Origin of the sequence: Radiobacillus kanasensis (assembly GCF_021049245.1) — a bacterium.
Classification (GTDB): domain Bacteria; phylum Bacillota; class Bacilli; order Bacillales; family Amphibacillaceae; genus Radiobacillus; species Radiobacillus kanasensis.
This window is the reverse complement of record NZ_CP088020.1, coordinates 70,707-95,773: the sequence shown is the minus strand read 5'-3', so window position 1 is coordinate 95,773 and position 25,067 is coordinate 70,707. Positions and strand designations below refer to the sequence as shown.

The 25,067-nt window shown below is 41.0% G+C and carries 30 protein-coding genes and 1 other annotated feature; all 30 genes read right to left on the bottom strand.

The annotated features are described in order from the left end of the window. Positions 1-12: 12 nt before the first annotated feature. Positions 13-375 carry a 50S ribosomal protein L18 gene (rplR, locus tag KO561_RS00520; RefSeq protein ID WP_231095148.1) on the bottom strand — a complete coding sequence of 121 codons (363 nt, stop codon included), beginning with the start codon at positions 373-375 and terminating at the stop codon, positions 13-15. A gap of 65 nt (positions 376-440) precedes the next feature. Beyond that, the gene (rplF, locus tag KO561_RS00515; RefSeq protein ID WP_231095147.1) at positions 441-977 is read right to left on the bottom strand and encodes a 50S ribosomal protein L6; all 537 of its coding nucleotides are present in this window, start codon (positions 975-977) and stop codon (positions 441-443) included. Positions 978-1,008: 31 nt separating this feature from the next. Further along, a complete protein-coding gene (gene rpsH, locus KO561_RS00510; RefSeq protein ID WP_231095146.1) occupies positions 1,009-1,407 on the bottom strand; it encodes a 30S ribosomal protein S8 in 399 nt (132 codons plus the stop codon). Between the two features lie 29 nt (positions 1,408-1,436). Beyond that, positions 1,437-1,622: a type Z 30S ribosomal protein S14 gene (locus tag KO561_RS00505; protein ID WP_143891650.1), complete on the bottom strand. Its 186-nt coding sequence runs from the start codon at positions 1,620-1,622 to the stop codon at positions 1,437-1,439. A gap of 30 nt (positions 1,623-1,652) precedes the next feature. Next, positions 1,653-2,192, bottom strand: a complete 540-nt coding sequence (gene rplE / locus KO561_RS00500; RefSeq protein ID WP_231095145.1) for a 50S ribosomal protein L5 — start codon at positions 2,190-2,192, stop codon at positions 1,653-1,655. A 27-nt stretch (positions 2,193-2,219) separates the two neighbouring features. After that, positions 2,220-2,531, bottom strand: a complete 312-nt coding sequence (gene rplX / locus KO561_RS00495; RefSeq protein ID WP_231095144.1) for a 50S ribosomal protein L24 — start codon at positions 2,529-2,531, stop codon at positions 2,220-2,222. Positions 2,532-2,616: 85 nt separating this feature from the next. After that, positions 2,617-2,985, bottom strand: a complete 369-nt coding sequence (gene rplN / locus KO561_RS00490; RefSeq protein ID WP_231095143.1) for a 50S ribosomal protein L14 — start codon at positions 2,983-2,985, stop codon at positions 2,617-2,619. A gap of 43 nt (positions 2,986-3,028) precedes the next feature. Continuing rightward, the gene (rpsQ, locus tag KO561_RS00485; RefSeq protein ID WP_231095142.1) at positions 3,029-3,292 is read right to left on the bottom strand and encodes a 30S ribosomal protein S17; all 264 of its coding nucleotides are present in this window, start codon (positions 3,290-3,292) and stop codon (positions 3,029-3,031) included. A 26-nt stretch (positions 3,293-3,318) separates the two neighbouring features. Then, positions 3,319-3,519: a 50S ribosomal protein L29 gene (gene rpmC, locus KO561_RS00480; RefSeq protein WP_017473656.1), complete on the bottom strand. Its 201-nt coding sequence runs from the start codon at positions 3,517-3,519 to the stop codon at positions 3,319-3,321. Beyond that, positions 3,509-3,943, bottom strand: a complete 435-nt coding sequence (gene rplP / locus KO561_RS00475) for a 50S ribosomal protein L16 (protein WP_231095141.1) — start codon at positions 3,941-3,943, stop codon at positions 3,509-3,511. Before rplP ends, rpmC begins: the two co-directional genes overlap by 11 nt. A 17-nt stretch (positions 3,944-3,960) precedes the next feature. Next, positions 3,961-4,602 (bottom strand): 30S ribosomal protein S3, encoded by a 642-nt coding sequence (gene rpsC, locus KO561_RS00470; RefSeq protein WP_231095140.1) that lies wholly within the window; start codon positions 4,600-4,602, stop codon positions 3,961-3,963. Between the two features lie 3 nt (positions 4,603-4,605). After that, entirely contained in the window at positions 4,606-4,947 is a 342-nt protein-coding gene (rplV, locus tag KO561_RS00465) for a 50S ribosomal protein L22 (RefSeq protein ID WP_231095139.1), read from the bottom strand. Between the two features lie 18 nt (positions 4,948-4,965). Continuing rightward, on the bottom strand, positions 4,966-5,244 hold the full coding sequence (rpsS, locus tag KO561_RS00460; protein ID WP_231095138.1) for a 30S ribosomal protein S19: 279 nt from the start codon (positions 5,242-5,244) through the stop codon (positions 4,966-4,968). Positions 5,245-5,301: 57 nt separating this feature from the next. Further along, positions 5,302-6,132: a 50S ribosomal protein L2 gene (gene rplB, locus KO561_RS00455; RefSeq protein WP_231095137.1), complete on the bottom strand. Its 831-nt coding sequence runs from the start codon at positions 6,130-6,132 to the stop codon at positions 5,302-5,304. Positions 6,133-6,163: 31 nt separating this feature from the next. After that, positions 6,164-6,454 (bottom strand): 50S ribosomal protein L23, encoded by a 291-nt coding sequence (gene rplW, locus KO561_RS00450; RefSeq protein ID WP_231095136.1) that lies wholly within the window; start codon positions 6,452-6,454, stop codon positions 6,164-6,166. After that, entirely contained in the window at positions 6,454-7,077 is a 624-nt protein-coding gene (rplD, locus tag KO561_RS00445; RefSeq protein WP_231095135.1) for a 50S ribosomal protein L4, read from the bottom strand. The genes rplW and rplD overlap by 1 nt, the downstream gene beginning before the upstream one ends. Positions 7,078-7,102: 25 nt before the next feature. Then, positions 7,103-7,732, bottom strand: a complete 630-nt coding sequence (gene rplC / locus KO561_RS00440) for a 50S ribosomal protein L3 (protein ID WP_231095134.1) — start codon at positions 7,730-7,732, stop codon at positions 7,103-7,105. Positions 7,733-7,764: 32 nt separating this feature from the next. Further along, positions 7,765-8,073: a 30S ribosomal protein S10 gene (gene rpsJ / locus KO561_RS00435; protein ID WP_143891637.1), complete on the bottom strand. Its 309-nt coding sequence runs from the start codon at positions 8,071-8,073 to the stop codon at positions 7,765-7,767. A gap of 538 nt (positions 8,074-8,611) precedes the next feature. Further along, positions 8,612-9,802: an elongation factor Tu gene (tuf, locus tag KO561_RS00430; protein ID WP_231095133.1), complete on the bottom strand. Its 1,191-nt coding sequence runs from the start codon at positions 9,800-9,802 to the stop codon at positions 8,612-8,614. A 128-nt stretch (positions 9,803-9,930) separates the two neighbouring features. Then, on the bottom strand, positions 9,931-12,009 hold the full coding sequence (fusA, locus tag KO561_RS00425; RefSeq protein WP_231095132.1) for an elongation factor G: 2,079 nt from the start codon (positions 12,007-12,009) through the stop codon (positions 9,931-9,933). 106 nt (positions 12,010-12,115) lie between these two features. After that, the gene (gene rpsG, locus KO561_RS00420; RefSeq protein ID WP_231095131.1) at positions 12,116-12,586 is read right to left on the bottom strand and encodes a 30S ribosomal protein S7; all 471 of its coding nucleotides are present in this window, start codon (positions 12,584-12,586) and stop codon (positions 12,116-12,118) included. 43 nt (positions 12,587-12,629) lie between these two features. Next, positions 12,630-13,043 carry a 30S ribosomal protein S12 gene (gene rpsL, locus KO561_RS00415; RefSeq protein ID WP_231095130.1) on the bottom strand — a complete coding sequence of 138 codons (414 nt, stop codon included), beginning with the start codon at positions 13,041-13,043 and terminating at the stop codon, positions 12,630-12,632. A 98-nt stretch (positions 13,044-13,141) separates the two neighbouring features. Continuing rightward, positions 13,142-13,393 (bottom strand): 50S ribosomal protein L7ae-like protein, encoded by a 252-nt coding sequence (locus tag KO561_RS00410; RefSeq protein ID WP_231095129.1) that lies wholly within the window; start codon positions 13,391-13,393, stop codon positions 13,142-13,144. Between the two features lie 431 nt (positions 13,394-13,824). Then, entirely contained in the window at positions 13,825-17,439 is a 3,615-nt protein-coding gene (gene rpoC / locus KO561_RS00405) for a DNA-directed RNA polymerase subunit beta' (RefSeq protein WP_231095128.1), read from the bottom strand. A gap of 57 nt (positions 17,440-17,496) precedes the next feature. Continuing rightward, positions 17,497-21,039, bottom strand: a complete 3,543-nt coding sequence (gene rpoB / locus KO561_RS00400) for a DNA-directed RNA polymerase subunit beta (RefSeq protein ID WP_231095127.1) — start codon at positions 21,037-21,039, stop codon at positions 17,497-17,499. Positions 21,040-21,579: 540 nt separating this feature from the next. Continuing rightward, positions 21,580-22,185: a class I SAM-dependent methyltransferase gene (locus tag KO561_RS00395; protein ID WP_231095126.1), complete on the bottom strand. Its 606-nt coding sequence runs from the start codon at positions 22,183-22,185 to the stop codon at positions 21,580-21,582. 238 nt (positions 22,186-22,423) lie between these two features. After that, complete coding sequence (rplL, locus tag KO561_RS00390) at positions 22,424-22,786, bottom strand: 50S ribosomal protein L7/L12 (RefSeq protein ID WP_231095125.1); 363 nt, start codon at positions 22,784-22,786, stop codon at positions 22,424-22,426. 52 nt (positions 22,787-22,838) lie between these two features. Then, positions 22,839-23,339, bottom strand: coding sequence for a 50S ribosomal protein L10 (rplJ, locus tag KO561_RS00385; RefSeq protein WP_231095124.1), 501 nt, complete (start codon positions 23,337-23,339; stop codon positions 22,839-22,841). A gap of 43 nt (positions 23,340-23,382) precedes the next feature. After that, positions 23,383-23,528: a sequence feature (ribosomal protein L10 leader region), on the bottom strand. Positions 23,529-23,606: 78 nt separating this feature from the next. Next, complete coding sequence (gene rplA / locus KO561_RS00380) at positions 23,607-24,305, bottom strand: 50S ribosomal protein L1 (RefSeq protein ID WP_231095123.1); 699 nt, start codon at positions 24,303-24,305, stop codon at positions 23,607-23,609. 202 nt (positions 24,306-24,507) lie between these two features. Next, entirely contained in the window at positions 24,508-24,933 is a 426-nt protein-coding gene (rplK, locus tag KO561_RS00375) for a 50S ribosomal protein L11 (RefSeq protein WP_231095122.1), read from the bottom strand. Positions 24,934-25,067: the final 134 nt, after the last annotated feature.

The window sequence follows — 25,067 nt, the reverse complement described above, 5'->3', positions numbered from 1 at the left end:
CTCCTTTTACGATTAAAATTCAAGACCTGCCTCACGGGCAGCATCTGCTAAAGCTTTTACACGTCCGTGGTATAAATAACCGCCACGATCGAATACAACACTTTTAAGTCCTTTTTCTTGAGCACGAGTTGCGATTAACTCGCCTACTTTTTGAGCTGCTTCTACATTACCAGTAGATTCAAGACTTAGTCCATTATCTACAGTAGATGCGCTCGCAAGAGTTACTCCACTCTCGTCATCGATTAGTTGTGCATAGATGTTTTTGTTAGAACGATAAACGTTTAAACGCGGACGCTCAGCAGTACCAAAAAGGTTTTTACGAACACGCTTGTGGCGTTTTTTACGTACAACGTTTTTATCAGGCTTAGTGATCATTTAGGTCACTCCTTTCTGTTCCTTCTACCTTACTTGTTGTGAAACAACTTGTTTAAGAAGGCCTATTACTTCGCAGTTTTACCTTCTTTACGACGCACATATTCGCCTTCGTAACGAATACCTTTACCTTTATATGGCTCTGGTGGACGAATAGCTCTAATATTAGCAGCAATGGCACCTACTAATTCTTTATCGATACCTTTTACAATGATCTTTGTGTTGGAAGGAACATCAAGTTCGATTCCAGCAGGTTGTTCAACCTCTACAGGATGAGAGTATCCAGCACTTACAACTACTTTGTTACCTTGTTTCGTTGCACGGTAACCAACACCGTTGATTTCTAGTGCTTTTTCAAATCCTTTGTGAACACCTTCCACCATGTTTCCAATAATACTACGAGTAGTACCATGTAATGCACGGTGTTCTTTATTATCGCTAGGACGTTCTACAGTAAGTACGTTGTCCTCAATTTTAATCTTCATATCTTCATGAAAGTTACGAGTTAGTTCACCTTTTGGTCCCTTAACTGTAACTGTAACTCCGTCTAGTTTGACTTCAACACCCTCAGGGATTTCAAGAATTTTCAATCCTATACGAGACATTAAAGGCACCTCCTATCTTGTATATAATCGATTACCACACGTATGCAAGCACTTCTCCACCGATTGCTTGTTGACGTGCTTCTTTATCAGATAAAACACCTTTAGAAGTGGAAACGATAGCGATTCCTAAACCGTTCAATACTTTAGGAAGTTCATCAGCTTTCGCATATACACGTAAACCAGGTTTACTGATACGCTTTAGGCCAGTGATTACGCGTTCTTCGTTGTTTCCGTACTTCAAGAAAATACGTAGTACACCTTGTTTGTCGTCTTCTACATACTCATAATCGCGTACAAAACCTTCACGTTTAAGGATATCAGCGATTTCTTTTTTTAACTTAGATGCAGGAAGTTCAAGCTTCTCGTGACGCACCATGTTAGCATTTCTAATACGAGTAAGCATATCTGCGATTGGATCTGTCATAACCATTATCTATTACCTCCTTCCCTAATCGGGGTTTACCAGCTTGCTTTTTTGACACCAGGAATTTGACCTTTGTAGGCAAGTTCACGGAAACAAATACGGCAAAGTTTAAATTTACGTAGTACTGAATGTGGACGACCACAGCGTTCGCAACGAGTGTACTCTTGAACTTTAAACTTTTGAGGACGTTTTTGCTTCGCGATCATTGATTTTTTAGCCACAATTTTCCCTCCTTCTATTAGCTTTATCGCTTATTTTTGGAAAGGCATGCCAAGTTGAGATAAAAGTTCACGTGATTCTTCATCGGTATTAGCTGTTGTAACAATAACGATGTCCATTCCGCGTACTTTACTTACTTGATCATAATTAATTTCCGGGAAAATCAATTGTTCTTTCACACCAAGTGTGTAGTTACCACGACCGTCAAAAGCTTTCTTCGAAATACCACGGAAGTCACGTACACGTGGCAGAGAAACAGAGATTAGCTTATGAAGGAATTCATACATGCGCTCTCCACGAAGAGTAACTTTTGCACCAATCGGCATTCCCTCACGTAAACGGAAGCCTGCGATTGATTTCTTCGCTTTCGTGATTAATGGTTGTTGACCGGAGATAAGTGCTAATTCTTCTACTGCACTGTCTAGTGCTTTAGAGTTTTGAACTGCATCACCGACACCCATGTTAATGATGATTTTTTCTACTTTTGGTACTTGCATAACAGACTCATAGTTAAATTTTTCAACTAATGAAGGAACAATTTCCTTTTGATATCTTTGCTTTAATTCGTTCATCGAGAAGACCTCCTTTCATCGCTAATATTATTTATCTAGAGCTTGACCTGATCTTTTAGCGATACGAACTTTCTTTCCGTCTCGTACTTCATAACCAACTCGAGTTGGCTCGCCAGATTTCGGATCAACCGGCATTACATTTGAAACATGAATCGGTGCTTCTTGGTTAAGAATCCCGCCTTGTGGGTTGTCTTGAGAAGGTTTAGAGTGCTTTTTAACGACGTTCACACCTTCAACCAACACACGGTCTTTCTTCGGGTAGGCTTCAAGGATTGTTCCTGTTTTGCCTTTATCCTTACCAGTGATCACCTGAACTTTATCACCTTTTTTAACATGCATGTTTAGCGCACCTCCTTACAAGGCTTATCATTCATTTGTAGAGGATGTTCATAAAGTAAGAGTTACCTTACCTTTGAAATCACACTTATAGTACTTCTGGTGCTAGAGATACGATCTTCATGAATTTAGCATCACGTAGTTCACGTGCTACTGGTCCAAAGATACGAGTTCCTCTTGGACTTTTATCATCACGGATAATTACCGCTGCATTTTCATCAAACTTGATGTAAGAACCGTCTTTACGACGTGCTCCACTCTTAGTTCGAACAATAACAGCTTTGACTACTTCACCTTTTTTGACAACGCCTCCTGGTGTTGCTTGTTTCACCGTGCAGACGATTACGTCACCAATGTTAGCAGTCTTACGACCGGACCCACCTAGTACCTTGATGGTTAAAACTTCACGAGCACCTGAGTTATCAGCTACTTTTAAACGAGTTTCTTGTTGAATCATACTCTTGTAACCTCCCTTCGGAAACAGACCGAGCGAAATTTAATTAGATAATTACGGCTTCCTCGACAACTTCTACTAAGCGGAAACGCTTTGTTGCAGATAGTGGGCGAGTTTCCATGATACGAACAACATCACCAGTTTTAGCCTGGTTGTTTTCATCATGTGCTTTAAACTTTTTAGAGTACTTAACACGTTTTCCATAAAGCTTATGGAACTTATATGTTTCAACCATAACGGTGATGGTTTTATCCATTTTGTCAGAGACTACACGACCAGTGTAGACTTTACGATTATTACGTTCACTCATTTGAGGCTAACCTCCTCTCGGGTTTACTAGTTATTTACGCTTAGCTCTCTTTCACGAACAACAGTTTTCATACGTGCGATAGATTTGCGAACTTCACGAAGACGTGCAGTGTTTTCTAGTTGTCCTGTCGCTAGCTGAAAACGCAAGTTGAAAAGCTCTTCTTTTAAAGATTTAACTTTTTGTTCAATTTCGGCAGTGGTTAGTTCTCTTATTTCATTAGCCTTCATTGATTTCACCACCAATTTCTTCGCGTTTTACAAATTTCGTTTTAACCGGTAGTTTATGAGAAGCAAGACGTAACGCTTCACGTGCTACTTCTTCAGAAACACCTGCGATTTCAAACATAATTTTTCCTGGTTTTACTACTGCTACCCATCCTTCTGGAGCCCCTTTACCGGAACCCATACGTACTTCTAGAGGTTTCGCAGTATATGGTTTGTCTGGGAAAATTTTAATCCAAACTTTACCACCACGCTTCATATAACGAGTCATTGCGATACGAGCTGACTCAATTTGACGACTTGTAATCCAAGAAGCATCTACAGCTTGTAGACCATACTCACCAAATGCAACCTCTGTACCGCCTTTTGCTTTACCTTTCATGCGACCGGTATGTTGTTTACGATGTTTTACACGTTTGGGCATTAACATAATGCGTTCCCCCTTCCTTATTTTTTGTTTTTAGTTGGAAGGACTTCTCCACGATAGATCCACACTTTAACACCTAATTTACCGTACGTAGTATCTGCTTCTGCAGTACCGTAGTCGATATCCGCACGTAGTGTGTGTAGTGGTACAGTTCCTTCACTATAGTGTTCCGCACGAGCGATATCAGCTCCACCTAGACGGCCTGATACTTGGGTACGAATCCCTTTAGCTCCTGCACGCATTGCACGTTGAATGGTTTGTTTTTGCGCACGACGGAATGAAATACGATTTTCAAGTTGACGAGCAATATTTTCTGCTACTAATTTAGCATCGATATCAGCCTTTTTCACTTCAACGATGTTAATGTGAACTCTTTTACCAGTTAAGGCGTTAAGAGATTTACGTAAAGCTTCTACTTCAGAACCACCTTTACCAATTACCATACCTGGTTTAGCAGTTGAGATAGAGATGTTTACGCGGTTTGCAGCACGCTCGATTTCAATGCTAGATACTGCAGCATCCTTTAAACGTAGTTCAATATATTCACGAATCTTAATGTCTTCATGCAATAGATCAGCGTAATCTTTACCAGCGTACCATTTGGATTCCCAGTCACGGATTACACCGACACGAAGTCCTATCGGATTAACTTTTTGACCCACGAATTATCCCTCCTTTTTTTCTGATACAACCACTGTGATGTGGCTCGTTCTTTTATTAATTTGACTTGCACGACCCATCGCACGTGGACGGAAACGTTTCATTGTTGCTCCTTCGTTTACGAATGCTTCCGAGATAACTAGGTTATCTGGGTTCATTTCGTAGTTGTGCTCTGCGTTAGCGATAGCAGAACGAAGTACTTTTTCCACTACAGGTGAAGCTCCACGTTGTGTGTGGCGTAGAATCGCTACAGCTTCCCCTACATTTTTCCCTCGAATCAAATCTATTACTAAACGAACTTTACGAGGAGCGATACGAACAGATTTTGCAACAGCTTTAGCTTGCATTAGGAGTGCCTCCTCTCATTAACGTTTTGTTTTTCTGTCATCACCAGCGTGACCTTTATAGGTACGAGTTGGTGCGAATTCTCCTAATTTGTGTCCTACCATATCTTCTGTTACATAAACTGGTACGTGTTTACGACCATCATAAACAGCGATAGTGTGGCCAACGAAATTAGGAAAAATTGTAGAACGACGAGACCAAGTTTTAATCAATTGTTTTTTGTTATCAGAATCAAGTTGTTCAACCTTTTTCATTAAATGGTCATCCACGAAAGGTCCCTTTTTTAAGCTACGACCCATGCATAAGCCTCCCTTCGCGATTGACAGACGGGCATTTGTTCCCGTCTAGCAACCCCGTTATTTTTTACGTTTACGTACGATAAACTTGTCAGTTGGTTTGTTACGTTTACGAGTTTTGTATCCAAGAGTTGGTTTACCCCATGGAGACATTGGTGACTTACGTCCGATTGGCGCACGTCCTTCACCACCACCGTGTGGGTGATCATTCGGGTTCATTACAGAACCACGTACTGTTGGACGGATACCTTTCCAACGTGAGCGTCCAGCTTTACCAACGTTGATTAGTTCGTGTTCTAGGTTACCTACTTGACCTACAGTAGCGCGGCAAGTACCTAGTACTAGGCGAACTTCACCAGAAGTCAATCTTACAAGAACATATTTATCCTCACGACCAAGGATTTGAGCTTGTGAACCAGCAGAACGAACTAATTGTCCTCCACGACCCGGTTTTAACTCGATGTTATGAATGATTGTACCTACTGGAATGTTTTCTAATGCTAGAGAGTGACCAACTTTGATGTCAGCACCTTCTCCAGAAAGAATTTCATCTCCTACTTTTAATCCTTTAGGAGCAAGGATATAACGCTTCTCACCATCTACATAGTGGATAAGCGCAATATTAGCAGTACGGTTTGGATCGTACTCAATAGTAGCAACGCGTCCTGGTATTCCATCTTTATCGCGTTTAAAATCGATGATGCGATATTGACGTTTGTGACCGCCGCCTTGATGACGAACTGTTAATCTACCTTGGTTATTACGTCCACCGTGTTTGTGAAGTGGAGCAAGCAAGGATTTTTCCGGCTTATCAGTTGTAATTTCTGCGAAATCAGAACCTGACATACCACGTCGACCATTAGAGGTTGGTTTGTATTTTTTAATCGCCATCGTTTTCCCTCCTTCTTATTCAAATATTGGATTAAACACCTTCAAAAAAGTCTAACTCTTTACTGTCAGCAGACAGTGTTACAATTGCTTTTTTACGGTCTGGGCGGAATCCACCGTAACGACCCATACGTTTAAATTTACCTTTGAGGTTCATAGTATTTACGTTCACAACTTTCACACTAAAGATGGATTCGATCGCATCTTTAATTTCAGTTTTGTTCGCTTTGGTACTCACTTCAAAAGTATATTTTTTATCAGCCATAAGGTCTGCAGAATTCTCAGTTATAATAGGGCGCTTAATAATATCACGTGGATCTTTCATTATGCAAGCACCTCCCCTGCTTTTTCAGCTGCCTCTTTCGTCAAGATCAGCTTGTCATGCGTAAGCAAGTCTAAAACATTTACTTCACTTACTGTTAGAACCTTCACTCCAGGTAGGTTGTTAGCAGAACGTGCAACGACCTCATCTTTTTCAAGAGTAACAATTAAAGCTTTGCTATCAACGTTAAGACCAGATAAAACAGCTTTTACTTCTTTTGTTTTAGGAGCTTCGATCGAAAGGTTGTCAAGAACGAATAAGCTTTCTTCTTTCACCTTAGAAGATAACGCAGATTTGATTGCTAATCTACGAACCTTTTTAGGTAGTTTATAGCTGTAGCTGCGAGGAGTTGGTCCGAATACTGTTCCACCACCAACCCATTGCGGGGAGCGGATAGAACCTTGACGAGCGCGACCAGTACCTTTTTGGCGCCACGGCTTACGTCCTCCACCACGAACTTCTGAACGACCTTTAACATCGTGAGTTCCTTGGCGTAAAGAAGCGCGTTGCATTAGGACTGCTTCGTGTAATACGTGCTCATTCGGCTCAATCCCAAATACAGCATCGTTTAATTCCACATCGCCGACTTGAGATCCAGTTTGATTATATAGTGCTACTTTAGGCATGACATATCCTCCCTTCAATTAATGATTAGTTAGCCTTTACCGCACTGGTAATTTGTACATAAGATTTTTTTGCTCCAGGTACATTACCTTTTACTAAAAGTAGGTTACGATCTGTATCTACTTTTACTACTTCAAGGTTTTGGATAGTAATTGTTTCTCCACCCATTTGTCCTGGTAGCTTTTTACCTTTAAAAACGTGCATAGGGTCAATTACACCCATAGAACCTGGTCTTCTGTGGTAACGAGAACCGTGAGACATTGGTCCACGAGATTGGTTATGTCTCTTGATTGCACCTTGAAATCCTTTACCCTTTGAAGTACCAGTTACATCTACGACATCTCCAGCTTGAAATACGTCTACGCCAACTTCTTGACCGACAGTGTAGTCTTCAAGATTAGCGTCACGGAATTCACGAATGTAGCGCTTAGGCGTTGTGTTCGCTTTTTCAGCATGACCTTTAGCAGGTTTGTTTACATTGTTTGCCTTTTGATCAGCAAATCCTAGCTGCACTGCTTCATATCCGTCCGTTTCAACTGTTTTAAGTTGAAGAACTACGTTAGGCTCAGCTTGAATAACCGTTACAGGAACTAGCTCTCCAGTTTCATTGAAAAGTTGAGTCATGCCGATTTTTCTTCCTAAGATTCCTTTCGTCATCCGTTACACCTCCATTTTCTTTAAAATCTTTTTTATAGTTTAATTTCGATGTCCACACCAGATGGTAAGTCTAAACGCATTAGCGCATCAACTGTTTGTGGTGTTGGACTAACAATGTCAATAAGACGTTTGTGTGTACGCATCTCGAATTGTTCACGAGAATCTTTGTACTTGTGCACCGCACGCAAGATTGTGTACACAGATTTTTCAGTAGGTAGCGGAATTGGTCCAGAAACACTTGCACCCGAACGTTTCGCTGTGTCTACGATTTTCTCAGCCGATTGATCTAGAATACGGTGATCATACGCTTTTAATCTGATTCTGATTTTTTCTTTTGCCATTATTTTCCCTCCTTTTCGCCCATTTTAAAATAGACATTCTCCGCGAAAATTCCTCGACACCCCGCCATGGCAAAGGGGCCGGGTGTGCCAACAACCTTCCGCATCATCGCCTTTTTTATGACCAACATTATTTATTATATAGAAGAAACCCAGTCAATGCAACCATTTTTACAATTTTATTCGCACTAGATTTTTCTAGTCATAATAAGACACTAATCGGTATTATACATAGTAATAATACTGACTTCAAGTTCTGGTTGTTAATTACAATTATTAACCAATTTTTAAGCGGACTAAGGCATGGTTCTATAAAATGTGAATAAAGGTTCACATCTCCGTAAGAAACCCTAAACTATGAAAAAGCCGAAATAGTGGAACAGATGTCCATTACCCAGTACCATTATGATCAGATTTATTTCTTCTAGGGTGGACGTACACATGTTAAGCGAAGTTTCTTACCAGAGAGTCAGACTAAAACTTGATGGCTCAAAACAAAAAGCAGGTAGCGAAACAAGCTACCTGCTTTAAATATCAATTATTATTTTTCGATGACTGATACAACACCAGATCCAACAGTACGTCCACCCTCACGGATAGAGAATCTTGTACCATCTTCAATAGCAATTGGAGAAATAAGCTCTACAGTCATTTCCGTGTTGTCACCAGGCATTACCATTTCTACACCTTCAGGAAGGTTGATAACACCAGTTACATCCGTTGTACGGAAGTAGAACTGTGGGCGGTAGTTCGAGAAGAATGGAGTGTGACGTCCACCTTCTTCTTTAGATAATACATAAACTTCAGCTTTGAAGTTTGTGTGCGGTGTGATTGTACCTGGTTTAGCAAGTACTTGACCACGGTTGATATCTTCACGAGATACCCCACGAAGAAGTGCACCAATGTTGTCTCCAGCTTCTGCATAGTCAAGAAGCTTACGGAACATTTCAACACCAGTTACAGTTGTTTTAGATGCTTCTTCAGCAAGACCGATGATATCTACTTCATCCCCTACTTTTACTACTCCACGCTCTACACGTCCAGTAGCAACAGTACCACGACCAGTGATTGAGAATACATCCTCAACTGGCATCATGAAAGGTTTTTCAGTGTCACGGTCAGGTCTTGGAATATACTCATCAACTGCATCCATTAGTTCATAGATTGCGTTCACGTATTTTTCGTCACCTTCTAATGCTTTAAGAGCAGAACCTTTGATAACTGGTACATCATCACCAGGGAAGTCGTACTCAGAAAGAAGGTCACGAACTTCCATTTCTACTAATTCAAGAAGCTCTTCGTCATCTACCATATCACATTTGTTAAGGAATACTACGATCGCAGGTACACCTACGTTACGAGAAAGTAGGATGTGCTCACGAGTTTGTGGCATTGGACCATCAGCAGCAGATACTACTAGGATAGCTCCGTCCATTTGCGCAGCACCAGTGATCATGTTTTTAACATAGTCAGCGTGACCTGGGCAGTCAACGTGTGCATAGTGACGGTTGTCAGTTTCATACTCAACGTGTGCTGTAGAGATTGTGATACCACGTTCTCTTTCTTCTGGAGCACCATCGATTTGATCATATGCACGCGCTTCACCAATACCATACTTGTTGAAAAGTACTGTAGTGATTGCAGCTGTTAAAGTTGTTTTACCATGGTCAACGTGGCCAATTGTACCAATGTTAACGTGGTCTTTTGAACGGTCAAATTTTGCTTTACCCATTTATATTTCCTCCTTTAAGTAAATAAAAGTCTTTTTTATTTATAAATGTATGGTTTGCTTAGGAATAACGGATTCGAAATTCCTAAGCATACAATACAAGTTATACTAGATGAATGTCAACAATTCTGTTATTCACCAGCATTTTTCTTAATGATTTCTTCAGCAATGCTCTTAGGTGTTTCTTCGTAGTGGTCAAAGTGCATAGTATATGTTCCACGACCTTGCGTGTTAGAACGAAGTGCCGTTGCATACCCAAACATTTCAGCTAGTGGTACAAATGCTTTAACTACTTGAGCAGATCCACGAGCTTCCATACCTTCTACACGTCCACGACGGGATGTAATGTCACCCATGATGTCACCCATGTATTCTTCTGGGATAACAACTTCTACTTTCATCATTGGCTCAAGTAGAACAGGGTTACATTTGTTTTTCGCAGCTTTAAGTGCCATAGATGCAGCTACTTTAAACGCTGTTTCGTTCGAGTCAACATCGTGGTAGCTTCCATCAAATAGGGTAGCTCTAATGTCAACTAGTGGATATCCGGCAACAACACCGTTTTCCATCGCTTCTTTAACACCAGCTTCTACAGAGCCAATGTATTCACGAGGTACAGATCCACCAACTGTTTTGTTTTCAAATTCAAATCCAGCACCTTCTTCATTTGGCTCAAACTTGATCCAAACGTGACCATATTGACCACGACCACCAGACTGACGAACAAATTTACCTTCCACATTAGCGGAACCGCGGAATGTTTCACGGTAGGATACTTGAGGAGCACCTACGTTTGCTTCCACTTTAAACTCACGCTTCATACGGTCTACGATAATATCAAGGTGAAGTTCACCCATACCAGAAATAATCGTTTGACCAGTTTCAGGGTTTGTTTCTGTTTTGAATGTTGGATCCTCTTCTGCAAGTTTACCAAGTGCCACTGACATTTTATCTTGGTCAGCTTTAGACTTCGGTTCAATTGCAACAGAGATAACCGGCTCTGGGAATTCCATAGACTCTAGGATGACAAGGTTTTTCTCTTCACATAGAGTATCACCTGTACTTGTATCCTTTAAACCCACAGCACCAGCGATGTCACCAGCATATACAGTTGAAATCTCTTCACGAGAGTTGGCGTGCATTTGTAGAATACGTCCTACACGTTCACGCTTATCTTTCGTAGAGTTTTTCACGTAAGAACCTGATTCTAATGTTCCAGAGTAAACACGGAAGAATGTAAGTTTACCAACGAACGGGTCTGTTGCAACTTTAAATGCTAGTGCAGAGAATGGTTCGTTATCGTCCGCTTTACGAACTACTTTTTCTTCTGTTTGTGGAACGGTACCTTCAATTGGAGGTACATCTGTTGGAGCAGGTAGGTAATCTACTACTCCATCAATAAGAAGCTGAACCCCTTTGTTTTTGAAAGCAGATCCACAGAATACTGGATAAAATTCAACACTTAGAGTTGCTTTACGAACCGCATCTTTTAGTTCATCGTTGGAGATTTCTTCGCCTTCTAAGTATCTCATCATTAAATCTTCATCTAACTCTGCAACTGCTTCAAGAAGCTTTGTGCGGTATTCTTCAGCTAGATCCTTCATATCATCTGGAATCGGACGAGCTTCAGCACGAGTTCCTAGGTCATCTAAGTAGTAGAATGCTTCCATCGTGATTAGGTCGATAATTCCTTCGAAATCATCTTCTGCACCGATTGGAAGTTGAACTGGATGCGCATTAGCACCTAAGCGATCTCCTAAAGTCTTAACAGAGTAAAGGAAGTCAGCTCCGATTTTATCCATTTTGTTTACGAATACAATTCTAGGAACTCCGTACGTTGTAGCTTGACGCCATACCGTTTCTGTTTGTGGTTCAACACCTGATTGTGCATCTAGAACTGCAACGGAACCATCAAGTACACGTAGGGAACGTTCAACTTCTACTGTGAAGTCCACGTGTCCTGGTGTATCAATGATGTTGATACGGTGACCTTTCCATTGCGCTGTAGTTGCAGCAGATGTAATGGTGATACCACGTTCTTGCTCTTGCTCCATCCAGTCCATTTGAGAAGCACCTTCGTGTGTTTCTCCAATTTTATGGATACGTCCTGTGTAGAAAAGAATACGTTCGGTTGCTGTTGTTTTACCAGCATCAATGTGCGCCATTATACCGATATTACGAGTCTTTTCCAAGGAGAACTCTCTAGGCATGAATGTTGTCTCCTTCCTGAGTAAAAATTAGTTTAGTTTGATGTTAATAAGCAGACTAGCCTATGAGCAGTTGGCTTTCTAGGCTAATCTTTTTATTAGCATGTTCTTACCAACGGTAGTGAGCAAACGCTTTGTTTGCTTCTGCCATTTTGTGCATATCTTCGCGTTTCTTAACGGAAGCACCTGTGTTGTTGGATGCATCCAAAATTTCGTTAGCTAGACGCTCTTCCATTGTTTTTTCTCCGCGTAGGCGAGAGTAGTTTACAATGTAACGAAGACCTAGTGCTTGACGACGTTCTGGACGAACCTCAACTGGTACTTGGTAGTTTGAACCACCAACACGACGAGCGCGTACTTCAAGTACTGGCATAACGTTTTTCATTGCTTGTTCAAAAGCTTCCATAGCATTTTGACCGCTACGCTCTTCCACTAGTTCAAAAGCTTTATAAAGAATTTTTTGAGCTTTTCCGCGTTGTCCATCCACCATGATTTGGTTGATTAGACGAGTTACAAGCTTAGAGTTGTGAATCGGATCTGGCAAGACATCACGCTTTGGTACTGGTCCTTTACGTGGCATATGTCCCCCTCCTTCCCTTTATTGTTTGTTATTTTTCGAATCCTTATTTCTTAGGTCTCTTTGTTCCGTATTTAGAACGTCCTTGCATACGACCATCTACACCAGCAGTATCTAACGCACCACGAACGATGTGATAACGTACCCCTGGTAAGTCCTTAACACGTCCACCACGGATTAGAACAACACTGTGCTCTTGTAGGTTGTGGCCGATACCTGGAATGTAAGCTGTAACTTCGATTCCATTAGTCAAGCGCACACGAGCATATTTACGAAGTGCAGAGTTCGGTTTCTTAGGTGTTAGAGTACCAACACGAGTACATACTCCACGTTTTTGAGGAGAAGATTGGTTAGTCAAAGACTTTTTGAAGCTGTTGTAGCCTTTATTAAGTGCAGGTGAGTCAGATTTTTTACCCTTGCTCACACGACCTTTACGTACAAGTTGATTAATTGTAGGCATCTAATTTTCCTCCTTTCGGCAATGTTTTGTAATACCACATATCCAGGTGGTTCATAACAAGGCAAAAAACAAAGCTTTCGCGAATACCCGCCAAAACTTTATTGCTTTATCGCCACTGTCGCTGTCCCCACATCTATTCCACATGCTGCTCCGAGCTTTTTCATAGAATCCACTCGTGTGCAGGGGATATTCAATTCTTTAGCAAGACGCGACACGTTACTTGTTATATGCTGATCAGCATCATCAGCAATAACAACCTCACTAACTTCACCATTTTTCATGGCTTTCAAAGTTTGTTTGGTTCCTATTATCAAACCAGTTTTCACCTGTGCCACTTTATCATAAGACATTTACATATCCTCCAAAGCAACAAGGATAATCGGAAGCACCTTGAATATATTATCATCCAACTATTTTAATGTCAACTTAAATCGAAGGAAATTAATAATAGAAGATATTCAAAAAGTCCGGTAAAAATCGCTTTGAACTTCTGCGTTGGTTTGCTTCTCCGTTCCTCATGTATCTATAAGGAATAGTGGATCTTCTGCTAAAGTCGTGCACGTCCTGTGCACAACGCAGAAGTCAGCACATCCTGTGCAAGTCTGATACTCGAAGCTGCACCGCCTTGAATTTCTTTGCGCTTTTTATCCTCCTTTTTGAACACACATTAATAGGTTTACAGAGAAAGAAGGCGCTAGTTCCGCCCTCTTTTCTCTGAATTGAAAACCTTCTTCAGAGGTGTACTTCCTCGTTTAACCTTGTCTTTTATAATATTGTAGTACTACTGTGTAATCTCTTCTGTGAAATTTGGTTCAATTACTTCATCTACTGGCTCATCTGTCTTAGCCGTAATCTTGCGGTATTTTTGCATACCTGTGCCGGCAGGAACCAACTTACCAATAATTACATTCTCTTTCAGTCCAAGGAGTTCGTCACGTTTTCCTTTAATTGCTGCATCTGTCAAGACACGAGTAGTTTCTTGGAAGGAAGCAGCGGACAAGAAGGAATCTGTTTCGAGAGATGCTTTCGTGATACCAAGAAGTACTGGACGACCAACAGCTGGTTGGTTACCTTGTAACAACACTTCCTTGTTCGCATCTCGGAATTGGTGAATTTCCAGTAGAGAGCCTGGTAATACTTCTGTATCCCCAGCATCTGCAACACGTACTTTACGAAGCATTTGTCTTACCATAACTTCGACGTGCTTATCTCCAATTTCTACCCCTTGCATACGGTAAACTTTTTGTACTTCTTTGAGTAGGTATTCTTGCACACCATCGATACCTTGGATTTTTAATAGTTCTTTTGGATCTACAGAACCTTCTGTTAGTTCTTGACCCGCAATAACCTCATCACCAATAGTAACTTTTACTCGCGCGCCGTATGGAGCTGTATAAGATTTTGTTTCCACTGCACCTTGGACAACAATTTCTTGTTTGTCTTTCACTTCGTTGATGTCCTGAACGGTACCGTAGAGTTCACTAATAACAGCCTGACCTTTCGGATTACGAGCTTCAAATAGCTCTTGGATACGCGGTAAACCTTGTGTGATATCATCTCCAGCTACCCCACCGGTGTGGAACGTACGCATAGTAAGCTGTGTACCTGGTTCTCCGATGGATTGTGCTGCGATAATACCAACCGCTTCTCCTACTTCTACCTCGTCACCAGTTGCCAAGTTACGTCCGTAACATTTCTTACATACACCATGCTTCGTATTACAGGTGAAGACAGAGCGTATCATAAGCTGCTCAATTCCCGCATCGACAATTTGTTTTGCTTTATCCTCTGTAATCACTTCGTTACGTTCAGCAAGCAATTCTTTCGTCTCTGGATGATAAATCGTCTGGAAGGACGTTCTACCAATGAGTCGATCGATTAGCGGCTCGATCATTTCTGTTCCTTCTTTAATCGATTGAACAGTAAGACCTCTATCTGTACCACAATCTTCTTCACGCACGATTACGTCTTGAGCAACATCAACTAGTCTACGAGTTAAGTAACCAGAATCGGCTGTTTTCAAGGCTGTATCCGCTAGACCTTTACGAGCACCGTGAGTAGAAATAAAGTACTCTAATACCGTTAAACCTTCACGGAAACTAGACTTGATCGGTAACTCAATGATTCGACCAGCCGGGTTGGCCATTAGACCACGCATACCAGCTAGCTGTGTAAAGTTAGATGCGTTACCACGAGCTCCAGAGTCACTCATCATAAAGATAGGGTTACGTGGGTTTAGTGATTTCATTAGTTTTTCTTGAATATCGTCTTTCGCCTTCGACCAGATAGCGATAACACGATCATAACGCTCTTCTTCCGTAATCAAACCACGACGGAATTGTTTCAACACTTTATCTACTTTCGTTTGCGCTTCCTCTAGGATAACTTGTTTATCGGCTAATACGACGATATCAGATACCCCAACCGTAATACCCGCTTTCGTAGAGTAGCTAAAGCCTAAGTCTTTCATACGGTCAAGCATTTTCGATGTTTCACTAATCTTAAATCGTTTAAATACCTCTGCGATAATGTTACCTAAGATACCCTTCTTGAATGGAGGGATAATCTCTCGCTTGGCAATCTCTTCTCTAATGTTTGTGCCTTTTTCAACAAAGTAATGTTCTGGTGTTTTCACTTCCAGATTTGCTTGTGTTGGCTCATTCATGTAAGGGAAAGAGCTAGGTAACGTTTCGTTGAAAATAAGTTTACCAACCGTTGTAAGCAACAGTTTTTTAGATTGCTCTTCAGTAAACGTTACATTTCCTAAGGAACTTGCGTCTACCGCAATACGAGTATGCAAGTGTACGTAACCATTTTGGTAAGCAATCAAGGCTTCATTTAAATCCTTGAATACCATACCTTCGCCAACTGCACCTTCACGTTCTAGGGTTACATAGTAGTTCCCCAATACCATATCCTGTGATGGTGTTACAACTGGTTTACCATCTTTCGGATTTAAGATGTTTTGTGCAGCCAGCATAAGAATTCTAGCTTCAGCTTGTGCTTCCGCAGATAATGGAACGTGTACAGCCATTTGGTCTCCATCAAAGTCGGCGTTATATGCCGTACATACTAATGGGTGAAGGCGAATAGCACGTCCTTCTACCAACGTTGGCTCAAACGCTTGGATCCCTAAACGGTGAAGCGTAGGGGCGCGGTTTAGTAATACAGGGTGCTCCTTGATTACTTCTTCTAATACATCCCAAACTTCTGGGTGTAACCGTTCGATCTTGCGTTTTGCCGATTTAATGTTATGAGCAAGGCCTTTCGCTACTAGCTCTTTCATAATAAACGGTTTGAATAGTTCGACTGCCATTTCTTTTGGCAGACCACATTGATACATTTTCAAGTGTGGACCTACAACGATAACGGAACGACCAGAATAGTCTACACGTTTACCTAATAGGTTTTGACGGAAACGACCTTGTTTTCCTTTTAGCATGTGAGATAAAGATTTCAACGGACGGTTACCCGGCCCTGTAACAGGACGTCCACGACGACCGTTATCAATCAATGCATCTACCGCTTCTTGAAGCATACGCTTTTCGTTTTGCACGATAATGCTAGGTGCTCCAAGATCTAATAAACGTTTCAAACGGTTATTACGGTTTATAACACGACGATATAAATCATTTAAGTCAGATGTTGCGAATCTTCCACCATCTAACTGAACCATAGGACGTAGTTCAGGTGGAATGATTGGAAGTACATCAAGAATCATCCAAGAAGGCTCATTCCCCGAATTACGGAATGCTTCTAATACTTCTAGACGTTTAATCGCACGTGTTCTTCTTTGTCCTTGAGCCGTTTTCAGTTCTTCTTTTAGCAACCCTACTTCTTTATCAAGATCGATATCTTGAAGAAGCTTACGAATCGCTTCTGCTCCCATTTGAGCTTGGAACGATTGGCCATATTTGTCGCGATAAGCACGATACTCTTTTTCAGAAAGAAGCTGTTTCTTCTCGAGTGCTGTATCTCCTGAGTCTGTTACGATATATGCCGCAAAATAAATAACTTCTTCTAAAGCTCTTGGAGACATATCAAGTACAAGACCCATACGACTAGGGATACCTTTAAAATACCAGATATGAGAGACAGGGGCAGCAAGCTCAATGTGCCCCATACGCTCACGACGTACTTTTGCTTTTGTTACTTCTACCCCACAACGGTCACAAACAACGCCTTTATAGCGCACGCGTTTGTATTTACCACAGTGACATTCCCAGTCCTTTTGCGGTCCGAAAATTCTTTCGCAGAATAGACCATCTTTTTCCGGCTTTAGTGTACGATAGTTGATTGTTTCTGGTTTTTTGACTTCACCAAAAGACCATGAACGGATTTTATCCGGTGAAGCTAAACCAATTTTCATAAATTCAAAATTATTAACATCTAACAAGGGGCCTACCTCCCTTTAGTCTCCAGCTATATAACGAATCGTTGAAAAACGACTTTCTTACATTTGACCTTCTTCTACTTCTAAGTTCAACTTATCTGCTGATTGATTTTCGTCTTCTTCGATATCACGGAGTTCAATTTCTTGTTCATCTGCAGATAGCATTTTAACGTCCATACCTAAACTTTGAAGTTCTTTGATTAATACTTTGAACGATTCAGGAATTCCAGGCTCTGGAACGTTATCTCCTTTTACAATCGCCTCGTACGTTTTCACACGTCCTACGACGTCATCCGACTTCACGGTAAGAATTTCTTGCAAAGTGTACGCTGCACCGTAAGCTTCTAGTGCCCATACCTCCATCTCCCCGAAACGTTGACCACCGAATTGTGCTTTACCACCAAGTGGTTGTTGTGTAACAAGAGAGTATGGACCTGTTGAACGAGCGTGAAGTTTATCGTCAACCATGTGTGCTAGTTTGATCATATACATGACCCCAACGGATACACGGTTGTCGAATGGATCTCCTGTTCTGCCGTCATACAGAATTGTTTTCGCATCTCTTGGCATACCAGCTTCTTCAAGTGTTTCCCAAACATCTTCTTCACGAGCACCATCAAATACAGGAGATGCAACATGAATTCCAAGAGCACGAGCAGCCATACCTAGGTGTAATTCAAATACCTGTCCGATATTCATACGGGACGGTACCCCTAGCGGATTCAACATGATATCAATAGGTGTTCCATCTGGTAAGAAAGGCATATCTTCTTCTGGTAAAATCTTGGAGATAACCCCTTTGTTACCGTGACGTCCAGCCATTTTATCTCCTTCGTGAATCTTACGTTTTTGTACGATATAAACACGAACGAGTTGGTTTACACCTGGCGGAAGCTCATCTCCGTCTTCACGGTTAAAGATCTTAACATCTAATACGATACCACCCGCCCCGTGAGGAACGCGTAAAGAAGTATCTCTTACTTCTCTTGCTTTCTCTCCGAAAATAGCGTGAAGGAGACGCTCTTCTGCAGATAGTTCGGTTACCCCTTTTGGCGTTACTTTCCCTACTAGCAAATCTCCATCGCTTACTTCTGCACCGACACGGATAATTCCACGTTCGTCTAGGTCACGTAATGCTTCTTCCCCAACATTCGGAATATCACGTGTGATTTCTTCCGGTCCAAGCTTCGTATCTCTAGCTTCTGATTCATATTCTTCAATATGAATAGATGTGTACACATCATCTTTAACGAGACGCTCACTCATGATGATCGCATCCTCGTAGTTATAGCCTTCCCAAGTCATAAAGCCAACTAGAACGTTACGTCCTAACGCAAGCTCCCCATCTTCCATCGAAGGGCCATCGGCTAAAATTTCCCCTTTTACCACATGGTCGCCTAGGCTGATAATTGGACGTTGGTTGTAACATGTACCTTGGTTCGAACGGATGAACTTTTGTAAACGATAGCGATCAACATCACCTTTGACTTGCTTACCATCTACTTCTGACACTCTTCTCACATGAATTTCTTTCGCTTCCACACGTTCCACGATACCTTCATGTCTACATATAACAGCTGCACCAGAGTCTTTTCCAGATACGTATTCCATACCTGTTCCAACAATTGGAGCTTCTGGTTTCATCAACGGTACCGCTTGACGTTGCATGTTCGCACCCATCAAGGCACGATTGGAGTCATCGTTTTCCAAGAACGGAATACAAGCTGTCGCCGCAGATACTACTTGCTTAGGAGAAACGTCCATATAATCAAGGCGATCACGAGGAACAACGGTGTTTTCCCCACGGAAACGAGCGATAACTTCTTCATCCACGAAAGATAGATCATCTGATAATCTAGCATTCGCTTGTGCTACGACATAGTTATCCTCTTCATCGGCTGTTAAGTAATCAATTTGTTCGGTTACTTTACCAGTTTCTGGATCGACACGACGATAAGGTGTTTCGATAAACCCAAATGTATTTACTTTTGCATAAGAGGATAATGAGTTAATTAACCCAATGTTTGGTCCCTCTGGCGTCTCAATTGGACACATACGGCCGTAGTGAGAATAGTGAACGTCACGAACTTCAAACCCAGCACGTTCACGCGTTAAACCACCAGGTCCCAATGCAGATAGACGACGTTTGTGCGTTAACTCCGCTAACGGATTTGTTTGGTCCATAAATTGAGATAATTGAGAGCTTCCGAAAAACTCTTTAATCGATGCAATAACTGGTCTAATATTGATTAATTGTTGTGGTGTAATGGAAGAAGTATCCTGAATAGACATTCTTTCACGTACCACGCGCTCCATTCTGGACAAACCAATACGGAATTGATTTTGTAACAATTCCCCTACAGAACGCAGACGACGGTTACCTAAGTGGTCGATATCATCTGTATCACCAACTTGGTGTAAAATGTTAAAGAAATAGCTAATCGCAGATAGAATGTCTGCTGGCGCAATATTCTTCACACTTTTTTCCACATTGGCGTTACCGATAACGTTTAACGTTTTTTCTCCTTCTGGATCAGTAGGATCGACAATTTTGATGGATTGAATCTTAATTTGATCCTCTAATACACCTTCGTGAGGCTCCAGAATCTCTTCACCAAAATTGTTTTCTTCCCCTTCCAAGTAAGGGATTAGTTTATTTAACAAACGGCGATCAATTTTATCACCTTTTTGCGCTAACACCTCACCCGTTTCCGGATCCGCAAGGGTTTCTGCAAGCGTTTGATTAAATAAACGATTCTTTATATGAAGCTTTTTATTTATTTTATAGCGACCTACATGCGCTAAATCATAACGTTTAGGGTCAAAGAATCTTGATACGAGTAAGCTTTTGGCGTTCTCAACAGTTGGTGGTTCACCAGGACGTAGACGCTCATAAATCTCTAGTAAGGCTTTCTCGCTATTCTCCGTGTTATCTTTTTCTAACGTGTTTCTTAAGTATTCATTTTCACCAATCAAATCAATAATCTCTTGATCTGTACCAAAACCAAGTGCTCTTAATAGAACAGTGATTGGCAATTTACGTGTACGATCAATACGAACGTGCACAACATCTTTAGCATCTGTTTCAAACTCTAACCAAGCACCTCGGTTAGGGATAACAGTTGCTGTATAACCGCGTTTCCCATTTTTGTCAATTTTTTTACTGAAGTACACGCTTGGAGAGCGGACTAACTGAGAAACGATGACACGTTCTGCACCATTAATAATAAAGGTTCCAGTGTCCGTCATTAATGGGAAATCCCCCATAAAGACTTCTTGTTCTTTTACTTCGCCCGTTTCATTGTTAAGAAGGCGAACTTTTACACGAAGAGGAGCGTTATAAGTAACATCTCTTTCTTTTGATTCATCTACAGGATACTTCGGTTCTCCTAGACTATAATCTACGAACTCCAAAGATAAATTACCTGTAAAATCCTCGATTGGAGAAATATCCTGGAACATTTCTCTCAAACCTTCTTCTAAAAACCATTCGTAAGAAGCGGTCTGAATCTCGATAAGATTCGGTAACTCAAGTACTTCACTGATGCGTGCATAACTTCTACGTTGGCGGTGTCGTCCATACTGAACTAGTTGACCTGTCAACTGATTCACCCCTCAAATCAAGAATAAAAAAATTAGAAAAACGAGGAATTCTGACCTCAACACAGGTAAGAAAGCCTTGTTTTGCTGTTAAAAATCTCTTCAAAAAATTAATTTTGAAGAACGAAACAAATTGCTTTACCAATTGGTAAAGCATCCAGACTATTAAGTAAAGGACTTATAATCTTGGAAGTTATATTCTTACTTAATAGCACATTCGGCTAAACATGCCGAACAAACTTGTGAACCACTAAGAAGCAGATTCTACCTACCTTCGTCACAAGTTTTATAATGACATTCACGTGCGTGAATGTATTTCCTTCTTTCAATCTAACGTTAGACTTCCTTACCATAATAAGGAAAAAAGAATGAAAAACTATACCTTTTCACCTTTGTTGCCCAGTTTTACCATTGTTACCAACCGTATGTAATTTATACAATTTACACGGAATTAAAATTTTCTCTTGACAAGGTAAGTCGCCTATTGGCATTTTTTAATATTACCACATAGCTGGAAGCAGGTCAAACGGAAAAGTCAAGTATTTATTCTGTTTTTTCTGCACAAAAAATAAAATACCCTTTATCTTTTGTTACCAGTTCCACCTCGCCAAATAGCTCCTCTAATTTATCTTTCGTAGAGGGTGCTCCTTGTTTCTTCTGGATGACAACCCAGAGCTGCCCTTTCGGAACTAGAGCACGATAACTATCTTCGTACATTTGAAAAATCAACGGTTTTCCTGCTCGAATCGGAGGATTAATCAAAATACTAGAAAACTTCTTTTCTTTAAATGCTTCTAACCGATTACTCTGGATGACTTCTACATTATGCACTTGGTTATTATGAGCATTTAATCGAGCTAACTCAACAGCTCGTTGGTTTATATCGGATAAAATAAAGGATCGATCTAGATGAGATTTTGCTAAGGAGAGTCCGATTGGTCCATATCCACATCCCAGGTCTAATATTTCCCCAGGTTCTTCCGACACTTGAAAAGCGTCGATTAATGTTCTGGAACCAAAGTCGACTTCATTTTTCGAGAATACACCGTGATCACTTGTAAAGGTGAAAACATGACCTTTTAATTCATACTTCCACGTTTTTGGATCACTGGTGGAATGAGGCTGTTCTGAGTAGTAATGATCGGACATTCCAACACCTACTTTAAATTGAATCTGTTTCCTATCACTCGACATTTTGTTACATATTTTTGTTAGTATAAGCAAAAGCCCGCCATATTATGGCGAGCTTTCTTTAAAAGATAAGAAAATTTATCACATCGATGACTTGCTCCAGCACCCAGCGACTAGAGAGGCTAGTCGAACCACCTAGCTTGGCTAGGTGCAGTCCGCACATCGCTAAGTGGGTGACCCGAGCTTTTCTTATTTATTACTTAAGTTCTACAGATGCGCCTGCTTCTTCAAGTTTAGCTTTCATTTCTTCAGCTTCTTCTTTAGCAACGCCTTCTTTAATTGCTCCAGGAGCGTTATCTACAAGATCTTTTGCGTCTTTAAGACCAAGACCTGTGATTTCACGAACTGCTTTAACAACCTTAATTTTAGAAGCACCAGCACTTTCTAGTACTACATCAAATTCAGTTTTTTCTTCAGCAGCTTCTCCGCCACCAGCACCTGCAACCGCAACTGGTGCAGCAGCAGTTACTCCGAATTCTTCTTCAATAGCTTTTACTAAGTCGTTCAATTCAAGAACGGTCATTTCTTTGATCGCTTCAATAATTTGTTCTTTAGACATGTTTAGTTCCTCCTTATAATTTTTGTTTTGTTAAACGTATCTAAAATAGGCATTAAGCGCCTTGTTCTTCTTTTTGCTCAGCCACAGCTTTTGTAGCGTACGCGAAGTTGCGGATAGGTGCTTGAAGCACGCTGAGTACCATAGATAGTAAACCTTCGTAGCTTGGTAGATCTGCAAGCTCTTTAATTTGCTCAAGCGTAGCAACCTTACCTTCGATGATTCCACCTTTGATTTCAAGCGCTTCGTGTTCTTTCGCAAAGTTGTTAAGTACTTTAGCTGGTGCTACTACGTCTTCAGGACTGAAGGCAATAGCAGTAGGGCCTACTAAAGTTTCTGTTAGCTCGCTAAGTTCAGCTTGTTCAGCAGCACGACGGCTCATTGTGTTTTTGTACACTTTGAATTCAACACCTGCTTCACGCAATTTAGAACGAAGCTCTGTAACCTCTGCTACATCTAGTCCACGGTAGTCGACAAGGATTGTTGACTTACTATCGCGAAATTTGTCAGCAATTTCCGTAACAACTTGCTTTTTTAGCTCGATTGTTTTGGACATTTTTCCACCTCCTATTGACTTTCCATCATACCGTTAGATCACCATGACCATGAAAAAAACCTCCATGTAGACATGGAGGTTTTGATGTTAGACATGATAAGAGTTTTCGTACCATTCTATATCGATAACCTCGGCAGGTTATTAAGCACAATGTGCACCTACTGTCTACGGTATAACGTATTTATTTTGATAAGTGGGATCGAAATCCGATCACACAACATGATAGATTATATCGAAACGTTTCTATAAAGTCAATAGCAAACGATATTAACGACGAACGTAAGTAGATGTATCTACTTTAATTCCAGGTCCCATTGTAGAAGAGATCGCGGCATTACGCATGTAAATACCTTTAGCGGCTTGTGGCTTTGCTTTTAGCAATGCGTCTGTGATTGCTTCAAAGTTTTCAACAAGCTTCTCTGCATCAAAAGATACTTTTCCGATTGGAACATGGATGTTAGATTGTCTATCTACACGATATTCTACTTTACCAGCTTTAATTTCTTGAATTGCTTTTTCTACTTCAAATGTAACAGTTCCAGTCTTAGGGTTTGGCATTAGACCTTTAGGTCCTAATACACGACCTAATTTACCAACTTCAGCCATCATATCCGGTGTAGCAACTACTACATCGAAGTCGAACCAACCTTGGTTGATTTTGCTGATAAGATCTTGTTCTCCAACGTAATCTGCTCCTGCAGCTTCCGCTTCTTTCGCTTTATCACCTTTTGCGAAAACTAGAACGCGTTGGCTTTTACCAGTACCGTTTGGAAGTACCATAGCACCTCTGATTTGTTGGTCCGCTTTCTTAGGGTCAACGCCTAGACGGAAAGCAGCTTCTACTGTTTCATCAAAGTTAGCTTTCGCCGTTTGTTTTACTAAATCAATAGCTTCTTGAATTTCGTAAGCTTTTGTACGATCAACAAGTTTTAAAGCTTCTTGTTGCTTTTTCGTTTTCTTTGCCATTATTCATTTCCTCCTTGAATGTGGTTTTAACGGTTATACCTCCCACTTTTAAAAAGCGGAGCGGGTCGAATTTTCAACCCGTCGAGCTTATCCCAAGGTTCTTCGCCTTGTGTTCTTTCCATACCTTAGAAAAAGGTTGCGACATGGAGTTTCCGCCATTACCGCAACCTTACACTTCTGCAAGCGTTCATATGCTTAGGAATTAGTCTTCTACAACAATTCCCATACTACGCGCTGTACCTTCTACCATACGCATAGCAGCTTCTACATCAGCAGCATTTAAATCAGGCATTTTTGTTTCCGCAATTTCTTTCACCTTGTCACGCTTAATCGTCGCAACTTTATTACGGTTTGGTTCACCTGATGCAGTTTCGATCCCAACTGCTTTCTTAAGAAGAACAGCAGCAGGCGGAGTTTTAGTAATAAATGTAAAGGAACGGTCTTCAAAAACCGTAATTTCAACTGGAATAATTAAACCTGCTTGATCTTGCGTGCGGGCGTTAAATTCCTTACAGAATCCCATGATATTAACACCTGCTTGACCTAGTGCTGGCCCAACCGGTGGTGCTGGATTTGCTTTCCCTGCAGGGATTTGAAGTTTAACTACTTTAATAACTTTTTTAGCCACGAGACACACCTCCTTAAGTCCGTGATGTGGTAATAGGGTCGTCCCCTCCCACTCAACAAATATACGCATAAAACCTTATACTCGAGGCATAAAGAACATAAGAATTTTAGCATCTTTCCAAGATAAATGCAAGT

Bases quoted from the DNA above. Each gene is read 5' to 3' on its own strand.
- rplR (WP_231095148.1), bottom strand. From the start codon at position 375: ATGATCACTAAGCCTGATAAAAACGTTGTACGTAAAAAACGCCACAAG.
- rplF (WP_231095147.1), bottom strand. From the start codon at position 977: ATGTCTCGTATAGGATTGAAAATTCTTGAAATCCCTGAGGGTGTTGAA.
- rpsH (WP_231095146.1), bottom strand. From the start codon at position 1,407: ATGGTTATGACAGATCCAATCGCAGATATGCTTACTCGTATTAGAAAT.
- rplE (WP_231095145.1), bottom strand. From the start codon at position 2,192: ATGAACGAATTAAAGCAAAGATATCAAAAGGAAATTGTTCCTTCATTA.
- rplX (WP_231095144.1), bottom strand. From the start codon at position 2,531: ATGCATGTTAAAAAAGGTGATAAAGTTCAGGTGATCACTGGTAAGGAT.
- rplN (WP_231095143.1), bottom strand. From the start codon at position 2,985: ATGATTCAACAAGAAACTCGTTTAAAAGTAGCTGATAACTCAGGTGCT.
- rpsQ (WP_231095142.1), bottom strand. From the start codon at position 3,292: ATGAGTGAACGTAATAATCGTAAAGTCTACACTGGTCGTGTAGTCTCT.
- rpmC (WP_017473656.1), bottom strand. From the start codon at position 3,519: ATGAAGGCTAATGAAATAAGAGAACTAACCACTGCCGAAATTGAACAA.
- rplP (WP_231095141.1), bottom strand. From the start codon at position 3,943: ATGTTAATGCCCAAACGTGTAAAACATCGTAAACAACATACCGGTCGC.
- rplV (WP_231095139.1), bottom strand. From the start codon at position 4,947: ATGCAAGCTAAAGCTGTTGCAAAATCTGTTCGTATCGCTCCTCGTAAA.
- rpsS (WP_231095138.1), bottom strand. From the start codon at position 5,244: ATGGGTCGTAGCTTAAAAAAGGGACCTTTCGTGGATGACCATTTAATG.
- rplB (WP_231095137.1), bottom strand. From the start codon at position 6,132: ATGGCGATTAAAAAATACAAACCAACCTCTAATGGTCGACGTGGTATG.
- rplW (WP_231095136.1), bottom strand. From the start codon at position 6,454: ATGAAAGATCCACGTGATATTATTAAGCGCCCTATTATAACTGAGAAT.
- rplD (WP_231095135.1), bottom strand. From the start codon at position 7,077: ATGCCTAAAGTAGCACTATATAATCAAACTGGATCTCAAGTCGGCGAT.
- rplC (WP_231095134.1), bottom strand. From the start codon at position 7,732: ATGACGAAAGGAATCTTAGGAAGAAAAATCGGCATGACTCAACTTTTC.
- rpsJ (WP_143891637.1), bottom strand. From the start codon at position 8,073: ATGGCAAAAGAAAAAATCAGAATCAGATTAAAAGCGTATGATCACCGT.
- tuf (WP_231095133.1), bottom strand. From the start codon at position 9,802: ATGGGTAAAGCAAAATTTGACCGTTCAAAAGACCACGTTAACATTGGT.
- fusA (WP_231095132.1), bottom strand. From the start codon at position 12,009: ATGCCTAGAGAGTTCTCCTTGGAAAAGACTCGTAATATCGGTATAATG.
- rpsG (WP_231095131.1), bottom strand. From the start codon at position 12,586: ATGCCACGTAAAGGACCAGTACCAAAGCGTGATGTCTTGCCAGATCCG.
- rpsL (WP_231095130.1), bottom strand. From the start codon at position 13,043: ATGCCTACAATTAATCAACTTGTACGTAAAGGTCGTGTGAGCAAGGGT.
- KO561_RS00410 (WP_231095129.1), bottom strand. From the start codon at position 13,393: ATGTCTTATGATAAAGTGGCACAGGTGAAAACTGGTTTGATAATAGGA.
- KO561_RS00395 (WP_231095126.1), bottom strand. From the start codon at position 22,185: ATGTCCGATCATTACTACTCAGAACAGCCTCATTCCACCAGTGATCCA.
- rplL (WP_231095125.1), bottom strand. From the start codon at position 22,786: ATGTCTAAAGAACAAATTATTGAAGCGATCAAAGAAATGACCGTTCTT.
- rplJ (WP_231095124.1), bottom strand. From the start codon at position 23,339: ATGTCCAAAACAATCGAGCTAAAAAAGCAAGTTGTTACGGAAATTGCT.
- rplA (WP_231095123.1), bottom strand. From the start codon at position 24,305: ATGGCAAAGAAAACGAAAAAGCAACAAGAAGCTTTAAAACTTGTTGAT.